At 67.1% G+C, this 11,156-nt stretch carries 2 protein-coding genes; both read left to right on the forward strand.

The window, feature by feature from the left end:
- Positions 1–1,109: 1,109 nt before the first annotated feature.
- Positions 1,110–10,598 (forward strand): DNRLRE domain-containing protein, encoded by a 9,489-nt coding sequence (locus tag BL253_RS38275; RefSeq protein ID WP_241835525.1) that lies wholly within the window; start codon positions 1,110–1,112, stop codon positions 10,596–10,598.
- Between the two features lie 12 nt (positions 10,599–10,610).
- Entirely contained in the window at positions 10,611–10,973 is a 363-nt protein-coding gene (locus tag BL253_RS42080; protein ID WP_131831699.1) for a hypothetical protein, read from the forward strand.
- The last annotated feature ends 183 nt before the right edge of the window (positions 10,974–11,156 follow it).

Consider the following 11,156-nt stretch of genomic DNA (forward strand, 5'->3'; position numbering starts at 1 on the left):
CTTTTCAGGTCACGACGCGCCAGCGTCCCACGCCCGGCACACAAAGCCACACCAGGCCAACATCACGCACAGTCACCAAACCGAATGCGGGACCCACGCCCACCCCGGTTAACTTCGAAGACCCGGTAATGGCGGAGCGGGTATGTCGTTGTCATGGTCTTGGCGCGGGGTAGTTTGGGGGCGGTGAGTCACTATGGCAGACCATGGGCGGCCTGACCAGCGGTTGATGAGAAATCCCGTACTCCACGGTGATTCCGGCGTCTCGGTCCGTGTGCGGCTGGCTGATCGTTTCTCTGGGTAACGATGCTCGCTCTGAGTAGCGGAAATCGCGGATGGTCCGTCGTCGGACTAGTACTTCCTGACGTTGACGCCCGGCTGCGGCGGTGGTAGCCGCGCGCGTGTTTCCCTTGAGGGACAAGGGGTTTCGACCCTTGGCGTTGATCCTCTACAGGGATGTGTGGGAACTGCTTGTGAGTGGGCTGTGAGGCGTGCAATGCTTTGCGGCGCACTGCTCGGGCAGCTTCGGTCGCCCGGGTAGGCCGTCGTTCTCCCGTCTGTCGTCCTGGGTTCATCTCGGGCGGTGGYGGGGGTTCTTGCTGTGCACGACGCTGTGCCGGCCGCTCGCTGTCATTTCTCCGCACTCTTTAGCTGTTCTGTGCTGCCCGCATGTCACTGRCTGTTCGCAGGCTGGTAACAGGGCAGGTCACCGGCGTCGTCGCCGGTTTTCACCACCTGCCGGTGGCAGGTGGTGCCGTACCCGGATATCCCGTGGCCGGTGCGGCCAGGCCTTGCGCGCTCTGTGCTTTGCCGCGCGCGTTTCGACGGGCCTGCCGTGCCTGCCCTTGTCCCTGCCCCGGTGTTCCTCGACGGGGTTGCGGTGATCGTCCGGGTCGGTGTTTAGCCGTCGGGTTTGCTGTGCGCCCCGGGGGTCGTGTTCTGCGTGGCTCGTGCCTGTTCCTGCGCACCTGTTCGGAGCTGTGATGACCGGCCGGCACCAATCCCCGCGTCGTTCTTCGTCGTCGCGCCGTCCTCTGTCGTTTGGCCGTCGGATGTGGCGGCGGCGCGGGTGGACGCGCCGAGTCGCTCTGCTGCTGGTGCCGGTGCTGGTCATGACCATGGTCGCGCTGGTCGTGATCGACCGGGTGACGCAGCCGGACCTGGTGCCGATCGCGGATCAGAACCCGTTCCTCAAGGGCGACGTGAAGCTGCCCGAGTCGACGAACGGCAGCGCCGACGGGAAGGGACATCTGGTCCCGACGAGCGTGACGCAACGCCTTGCGAAGGCCGATGTGGGCGAGCTCCGTGACCAGGTGCCGGACCTGCCGGGGACGGTGCCGACGACCGGGGTGACGCCCAAGGTGCTGGCAGCCAAGCCGTTCGTGCCGCAGGCGCCGTCGTCCGCGCAGACGGCCGCGGTCGCGTCGGAGCCGCGTACGGCGAAGCTCGGTGAGACCCAGACGGTGGTCGTCGAGCGGCCGACGGTGGGCGGGGAGCTGAAGCCGCAGGCCGGTCGGGTGGAGGTGATGGGGAAACGCGACGCGTCGACGCAGGTCTTCCATAACCCCGATGGCACCTACACGACCGAGGTGACCGAGGGCGCGGAGCGGTTCAAGGACGCCAAGGGCAACTGGGTCGACATCGACACGTCGCTGGTGGCGGGGGACCGGGGCCGGCTGCGTGCCCGGTCGACAGAGATGACGACCGAAGTGGCGGCCCGCGCGGACGACGGCCAGATCGGCAAGGTCGATCTTGGTGGGGGTGTGTCGTTCGGGTTCGGGATCGAGGGAGCGCAGCCGGTTGCGGCGAAGGTCGACGGGGCGAAGGCGACCTATGCCGACATGGGCCGGGACGCCGATCTGGAGTTGTGGCCGACGGCGAGCGGGTTGAAGGAGGCCCTGGTTCTGAAGTCGGCGCAGGCGCCGGCGAGCTGGGTGTATCCGCTGGCGCTGCAGGGCCTGACCGCGCGGATCGTGGATGGCCGGGTGGATCTGGTGGACAAGGCCGGGACGGTGCGGGGGGTGATCCCGCCGGGCTTCATGGAGGATTCCGGGCCCGCTTCCGGTGTGGGGCTTCCGGCGAGTTCGGGTGGAGTCACCTACAGCCTCCTCACGACTGGCGGCGGCCAGCCGGCGTTGCGGATGGATTTGGACGCGAAGTGGCTGGCGGCGCCGGAGCGGGTGTTCCCGGTGAAGGTCGACCCGTTCTTCACGTTGCCGACGGAGGTGGATGACACCTATGTGTCGTCGGCGAACCCGTCGGCGGTCTATGCCTCATCGGACGTCATCAGGGCTGGCTTCTTCAATGGCGACCGGGTGCGCGGCTACCTGAACTTCCCGGGGAACAGCGCGCTGACGAACGCGACGGTCGTCGCCGCGCACGTGGCGCTGGTGAACACGCACTCGGCGAGTGGATGCGATCCGCGACCGGTGAGCCTCAACCGGGTGACGATCCCGTGGACAGGCTGGAACATGACCTGGCCGGGGGCGCCGATCGGTGAGCAGGTCGCGCAGGCGAACTTCGCGCATGACGGTTCGCCGGGGATGTGTGGTGCGGCGCAGGAGTTCATCGGTGACGGTGACCAGCGGCTGATCGGCCTGGTCAACAAGTGGACGCATGACGCGACGGCGAATTTCGGTTTGGCAATCACGACGTCTGACTCGGATGTGAGCTGGCTTAAGGAGTTCGCCTCGAGCCAGTATTCGAACAGTAACTGGCGGCCGCGTCTGGAGATCCAGTGGACGCCGTACGGGGCGGACTACGACTACCCGTCGGGAACGGCGGGCTGGTCGGCGGTGCCGACCACGTCCAGCCCTGGGCAGATCGTGGTGCGGTTGACGAACACCGGTCAGGTAGCCTGGCCGGCAAACGGCAACTTCAAGCTTTCGTACCACATCTATGACGCGTTCGGTCTGACGGAGCTCGTTCACCAAGGTCTGCAGACGGACATTCCAGTGAATGTGGCGCCGGACCAGTCGACGGACGTGACGGCGGCGGTCGACTTCGACGGTCTGCCCGCCGGGACCTACCAGGTTCGCTGGGACATGGAGGAGGTCGGGGTCTCCTGGTTCTCGGGCCAGGGCGTACCCGCGGCCGGCACATGGGTCGATCTGGGCGGCACGGCGAACTACCCGCCGGCCATTGCCGGGGTCTCGCCGGCGTCGGGTACGGCGGTGCCGACGCTGCAGCCGGAGCTGGTCGTGTCGGCGGTGGACCCGGACGACGGCCCGGACCCGTTGTCCTACCAGTTCGAGCTGTGCACCGGAGCGGACGCGGATTCCGGTGACTGCTGGTCGTCGGGCTGGCAGCAATCGAACACCTGGTCTCCGCCACCAGGGGCGCTGGGCTGGGGGCAGGCGTACTACTGGCGCGCGCAGGTCAGCGATGGTGAGTACGAGAGTTTCTGGACCTCACCGATCGCGCTGACGCCGGCGAATGTCCCGTCGGCGGCTGGGTCCGACTTTGGCTGGAACCCGTATGTGCCCGCGGTGGCACAGGTCCATCCGATGACGCAGAACTACACGTCGTCGGTGACGGATGCCGTGGTCCAAGGCGCGGGCCCGTTGTTGAACGTGACGCGGACGTACAACAGCGCGGATACGGCGGACGGGTTGTTCGGTGTGGGATGGACATCCGGACTTGACGTGTCGGCAGCCCCGGTTGCCGCCGGCTCGGGCGACTTCCAGGTGCGCTATGCGGACGGCCGAATAGCCAAGTTCGGACGCAACGGCGACGGGTCGTATGAGTCGCCACGTGGTTACTACTCGTTCCTGCAGGCGTCCAAGCCGCGGGTGGCGTCGTTCACCGGCGCGAACTCGTCGAACTCGCTCGGGACGACGGACACGGGGGAGGACTGGCAGGTCCTCGACGGCGTGTGGGGGATCTCGGACAACGCGGCCTACCTGGATACGGCGGGTGGCTGGTTTCGCAGTGTCGCGGTGATTCCCGCGCCGTCCGACGGCACGATCGGTTTCCGGGCGCCGGTGTTGCAGGACCGGATCGGGATCGCGTTCCGGGTCCAGGACATCGACAACATGTGGCTGATGTACATCAACCCGTCCACCAACGCGCTCGTGGTGGCGAAACGGGTCGGTGGCTTCGAGACCACGGTCCTGACCGCGCCCAACGCCTGCTGCTCGACCGACGACACCTACGGCGTCCGGATGGCCGGCGGTCAGCTGTCGGTTCTGCGCAACGGCCGCGTCGTCGCGACCGCCACCGACAGCCAGTTCTCAACCGCGACCAAAGCCGGCCTGTACGCGCTGGGCACCGGCTCCGGGCGGATCGACTCGCTGGCGATCACCGCGGACCAGCACCGGGACAGCTACACCAACGCGAACTCCGCGGCCGGGCTCGGCGCGACCGACGACGGCGAGGCATGGGCCGATCTTGCGGGCACCTGGGGAACCGCGGGCAACGCTGCCTATCTGGCGACCGCCGACGGCGGGCACAACCTGACCACCGTCGGCGCCGCCGCGGACGGCACGATCACCTTCACCGAACCGGTGGCGCAAGCCGGCACGGGCGTTGCGTTCCGGGTCGCCGACGCGGACAACTACTGGCGGCTGGTGGCGGTCCCCGCCTCGAACAGCTGGCAGCTGATCAAGCGGGTCGGCGGAACCGACACCACGGTGGCGACCGCCGCCGGGACCTGCTGCACCGCGTCGGACACGCTGACGATCGTCACCTCCGGAACGTCGATCAAGGTGCAGCGCAACGGCAGCCAGATCCTGTCCGTCACCGACTCGGCGGTGATCTACGGCAGCCGTGCCGGGCCGTACGCCGGCGCCGCCGGCGCCGGGCGGATCGACAACTTCACGACCACCGCCGCGACCGAGCTGACGGAGAAGGGCGGCCAGTCCTACACCTTCCGCTCCGACGGCCGACTGGTCACGACCACCGACACGGCGGGCAACCGGGTCCAGCTGACCTACAACGCCAACTCACAGCTGACCTCGGCCGCCAACACCACCACCAGCCGGTCGCTGGCGTTCACCTGGACCGGCGACGGCCGGCACGTCGCCACCGTCACCACCCCGAACGTGGCGGCGCACTCCGGGCCGCTGACCTGGACATACACCTACGACGGCGACACGTTGGCCACCGTCACCGGCCCGCAGAGCCCAGACCCGACGCAGTATGACTACGACGACGACCGTCTGACCGAGATCACCCTGCCACGCGGGAACCGCGTCGCGAAGATCGGCTACAACGACGACGGGACGGTCTCCTGGATCGAGGACGGCCTGGACCACCGCACCACCTACGAGGAGATCCAGACCAGCCCGACGATCGTCGTGCGCACCACCAGCCCGGCCGGCGACACCGAGGACTGGGAGTACTCCTCCTGGGGCCAGCTGATCTCCCGCACCGACGACGCCGGGAAGCGCACGTTCGATTACAACGACTACGGCTTCCTGTCCCAGATCGTCGACGAGAACGGCAACTGGGTCTGGCTGGAGACCAACGAGCACGGCGACGTGCTCGGCCGGTTCACCGCCCGCACCGGCGACTGGGTCGTCGGCGAGTACTACGACTACTACACCGGCCCGCCGGGCGACCCGCGCAACGACCTGCTCGTCGCCTACCGCGACGGCCGGTCGGGGTCAGCCGAGGACGACACCTTCCAGACCAGCTACACCTACGACCCGCTGGGTCACCTGGTCGCGACCACCGGCCCCGGCACGGACGAGTTCCCCGCCGGCCGCACGACCGCCGTGACCTACACGGCGGGCACGGAGGCAGCGGTCGGCGGCGGGACGGTGCCCGCCGGCCTGCTGGCCACCTCCACCGACGCCCGCGACAAGACGACCAGCTACAGCTACGACGCCAAGGGCGACCTGCGCCATGACCTCGACCCGGCAGGCCTGGCGCATGACTACACCTATGACGAGCTCGGCCGGCGGCTGACCTCAAGGGAGATCTCGGACAGCTTCCCGTCCGGGCTGACCACGACCTTCACCTACTCGAAGCTCTCAGCCGTCGCCTCGGTCACCGAACCGGGCATCGCCAACCCGATCACGAGCACGACCCATACTCGGGTCACGACCAACAGCTACGACGACAACGGCAACCTCACCCAGGTCGTCGTCTCCGACGCCACCGGCGGCGACACCGCCCGGACGACCACCTACGAGTACGACGGCGACGACCGGCAGACGTCCACGACCGCCGCCGAGGGCAGCCCGGTCGCCGCGACCAGTTCGGTGATCTACGACGACAACGGCAACGTCGCGACGTCGACCGACCCGAATGGCACCGTCACCGAGTACGACTACACGCCGCGTAACCAGCTCGCGACCACAACGGTCAARGACTTCGTCGACGACCCGGTCGCCGACTCCGACCCGCGCGACCTGCTGCTGGAATCACGGGCCTATGACCCGGCGGGCCGGCTCGCCTCGACTACCGACGCGCTCGGCCGTACGACGAGCTACACCTACTTCGCCGACGACCGGCTCCACCAGACCATCCGCGACGGCTACCACGTCCCGGACTTCACCGTCGGCGAACTGTCGAACACCGAGACCCGGGACATCGTCCTCGACGAGCACTCCTACGACGGCGCCGGCAACGAGACCACCACGACCACCGGCGGTGGGACGCGCACCGTCACCGCCGGCTACGACCAGGCGAACCTCAACACCTCGATCGCCGTCGACCCCGAAGGCCTCAACCGCTGGACCGCCTTCGACCACGACGCCGCCGGCAACGTCACCGCCCAGACATCGGGCGCCGACGGAACCGCCGACACCGTGCGCACCGAGTTCGGCTACGACAACGCCTCCCGCCTGACCTCCTCGACGGTACTCGGGGACGGCGCGGCGACGTTCGTCACCACCTACCGCCGTGACCAGCGCGGCCTGCCGACCGGACTCGTCGATCCCCGCGGCTACGTCTCAGGCGGCTCGCCGAACCCGGCGTTCACCACCAGCTTCACCGTCGACCAGGCCGGCCGGCTCGCCCAGACCACCTTCCCCTCGGTGCAGGTAGAGGAGAACGGCGCCGCCGCCACAAGCCACCAGCCATCCGCGAAGGTCGGCTACAACACGTTCGGCGAGGTCACCCAGACCCGCGACGCCCGCAACCTCGTCACCACCACCGCCTACGACGCGCTCGGCCAGACCACCCACGTCACCCACCCGTCGTACACCCCACCCGGCGGTTCCGCGGCCACGCCGTCGGAGGCGTGGACCTACGACGACAATGGCAACGTCCTGACACACACGGACACCCGCGGGCAGACAACGACCACCGCCTACGACAAGCTCGACCGCCCGGTCGCGGTCACCGACCCGCAGGTCACCGGGCAGGCCGACCCGGGTGTCACCCGGATGATCTACGACGACGCCGGCAACCTGCTCGACACCGTCGACCAGGACGGCGCGTGGACGATCTACGCCTACGACGACCTCGACCGCCTCTGGGCCTCCTCGCCCACCGAACGCGACCCACTACAGGCCTTCACCACCTACATCGACCACAACGACGCCGGCCAGGTCACCCGGATCCTTCGCCCGTCGAACTTCTCCACCGGCGCCTCGGCCACCGCTGACTACAACGGTGCCGGCGACCTCGTCGAGACCCACGACGAAGCCGACAAGACCACCACCTACGGCTACGACTTCGCCGGCCGGCTCGTCTCGACGACCGACCCGCTGGGCCGCTCGACCCGCTCCACCTACGACCGGGCCGGCCGGCTGACCGGCACCGCCCAGTACTCCGACACCGACACCGAGCTACGMGATGTCAGCCTCGGCTACGACGCGGCCGGCAACCTTATCTCCCAGACCGACCCGAACGGCCACACCACCAGCTCCACCTACGACGCGCTCGACCAGCAGCGCACCATCACCATCCCCGTCTCCTCCGGGACGACGATCACGTCCTCGGCGGGCTACGACGCGGCGGGCAACCTGACCCGGCTGACCGACGGCCGTAACAACGCCACCGTCTACACGTTCAACAGCCTGGGCCTGCCCGAGAAGACGATCGAGCCGTCGACGACGGCCTACCCGAATCTGGCCGACCGGACCTGGCAGACCAGCTACGACGCCGGCGGCCTGCCCGTCACCCTGGCCGAGCCTGGCGGCGTCACCCGCAGCCGTACCTACGACCAGCTCGGCCGCCTGACCCTCGAGACCGGCTCCGGCGGCGGCGCCACCGCAGCGGCCCGTGCCCTCGACTACGACCTGACCAGCAACGTCACCCAGATCAACACCCCGTCCGGCATCCAGGAGTTCGGCTACAACGACCGCGGCCTGGTCGCCGACGCCTGGGGCGACGGCGGCACCTCCTCCTTCGTCTACGACGAGGACGGCCGGATGCTGCAGCGCGCCGACCCCGGCACCTGGTCGGACTACTACTACGACGCCCGAAGCCGACTCACCGCTGTCGGCGCCGCAGCCACCGGCGGCACCCGCGTCTACGACTACGACGACGCCGGCCAGCTCACCTCCATCGACTACGACGGCGGCACCGGCGCCGTGCAGACCTACGGCTACGACCAGCTCGGCCGACTCACCGACGACACCCTGACCGGACCGTCTGGCACCCTGCGCGACCAGACCTACGACTACGACGACAACGACAACCTGACCTCCACCACCATCACCGGCGCCGGCGTCGCCGGCGCTGGCACCCAGACCTACGGCTACGACTGGGCCAACCGGCTCACCTCCTGGACGAACCCGTCCAACGCCACCACCACCTACGGCTGGGACGCCGCCGGCAACCGCACCGCGGTCAACGCCACAACAGCGACCTTCGACCAGCGCAACCGGCTGACCTCCGACGGCAGCGCCACCTACACAGCCCGCGGCACCCAGACCACCCGCACCGCCGGCGCCACCACCACGACCACGACGTTCGACGCCTTCGACCGGCTCACCACCCACACCGCCGGCCCGACCACCACCACCTACACCTACGACGGCCTCGACCGCATCGCCACCCGCAACACCACCGGCCAGTTCCTCTACAACGGCCTCGACAAAGAACCCGCCATCGACGGCAACTCCGCCTACGCCCGCGACCCCTCCGGTCTCCTCATCGGCGCCGGCACCGAAGACGGCGCCTGGGCCACCCTGCAGAACCTCCACGGCGACACCGTCGCCGCCTTCACCACCGACGGCACCGCCCTCACCGACAGCAAGAACTACGACCCCTTCGGCCAGCCCCTCACCACCGGAAACACCAACCTCCAGATCGGCTACCAGGGCAGCTGGACAGACCCCGACACCCACCTCGTCAACGCCGAAGCCCGCTGGTACAACCCCACCACCGGAACCTTCCTCAGCCGAGACGCCGCCGCTCTTCCCTGGACCGGCACCGCCGCAGACAACAAATTTTCCTACGCCGCGGCCAACCCATTCGCCTACAGCGACCCGACTGGTTACGGGCTACTGGGTGCCATTAAAAAATTGAACGCGGCGGCCGGAAATGYGATCATCGGCGCTGTTGTTGGATCTGTAGTCACCAGCGCGAATAACACGGCCAGCATAGCGAAAAGTGTATGGAATGCCCAAGCGGCCTATACTAATAACTCCATTAACGCTATTGGTAAGGTCGCCGATAAAGCAATATTGCTAGGCGAGCTCGGCGTCGGTGCGACCTACCTGGCCATAAATAGCGCCTTCGGCGGAGGGGCGCAGACCCAGACTCAGACTCAGCCCCAAACCCAGACACAACCCACAACAAGGATCTATGGCCCATCCCTTCCACCCTGCTCGAAGACGAAGACCTGCACTACGACCCCGCCYGGCAGTGGCGCAGGTCGTGGCCCTGCTGGTCCTGGTCCCGGATYGGGCGGTAGCTCAGGTCGCGGTGGCGGCTGCACGACCTGCAACCCGCCGGGCCCCAAGGTGGACCCCAACAAAAACATCCTCGATGACATCGTCGTCGACCCCAATCCCCACACCGGACCCGCCTACGACCCGGCCACTGACACCCCGATCACGGAGCTTCCCGGCAGGCTCTCGGTCGACCTCACACCGGGCGACCTCTGGGCCGGTCAGCGAACCGACTTCCCCACCTGCGAGGAGGTCACGCCGGGCCAGTGCATCAGCGACCTGCAGCCCCAAGCTTCCGATCAGCCAGGAACTAGCGCCCTCGAAACCGGCGGCGCTGGAGACGGGGGTGGTAGTACGCCTCCTCCTGCCCCACCTTCCGCAGGCGACGACGACCCAGATCGAGCACTTGAACATGTGCTGCGTGGCCTTGTCAATAAGGACGGCACCTTTGGAGGCTGGCACCTGCACCCTGAACAGTCGGGTGGGATCCCGGCCAACCGGTTCATCAACGGCGAGCTGGAGACCGGACCGAACGGTGTGGTCCGCGTAAAGGGCCAAGTCGGTGCAATCTTGGAGGATGGGCAACTGATCGTAAAGTCTGCCCGCGCCGGTCATACCTTCTTCCCCGAGAACTGGACTGCGGATGATATAGCAGAGGCCGGAAGATATCTTTTCGACGCCGGGACCTACAAACGTGGTGGGACAATGGTCCAGGGGGTGTATCGTGGCATCAAGATGACCGGATTCTTGGAGAAGGTGGYATCCGGCGTCTATGCTCCTTCAACGTTCTTCCCAGTCTTTGTTCCCTAGGAGGTGTCGTCGGTGGKCGACCACGGCTTCTGGTCGTTTCGGCTGGATGATGATGAATTGGTGACGCCTCTCGCTCCCGCCGGAGTTCCGGACAATCTTAGGCTCGCAATAGAAACACTGATAATTCCATTTGGACTGAGTTCTGATTTTGTTGAGGAATATCTCGTCGAGTGGCGTAAGATGGAGTTGAAGTACGGCTATGAATATTCGCTAGGAACATCAAGCGCACACGTGGTCAGGATGTCAAAAGATGCGATTGAAATAAAGGACATGTACGGACAGTTTGAAGACTGTGAAATCTCTGAGGCTGAGTTTGAGGATGTTCTGGAACGCCTGGTCGGCTACCTAGCCGACCTGCGGCGACGGGCCGGGTAGATGTAAGAGGACGTTCCGTCGGTTGTCGTCAGGTTTCGGTCTGCTGTGGCTGGTGGGTCGGTTGTGGGTGGGGGTGTCCGTCGGGCAGGACGAACAGGCCGGGTTCGGGCTCGGTGAGGATGTGGTGGCTGACGAGGCGCTTGAGCTTGTGGCGGGTGCTTTCGATGTGGCGGGGCTGGGTGC

Origin of the sequence: Pseudofrankia asymbiotica (assembly GCF_001983105.1) — a bacterium.
Lineage (GTDB): Bacteria > Actinomycetota > Actinomycetes > Frankiales > Frankiaceae > Pseudofrankia > Pseudofrankia asymbiotica.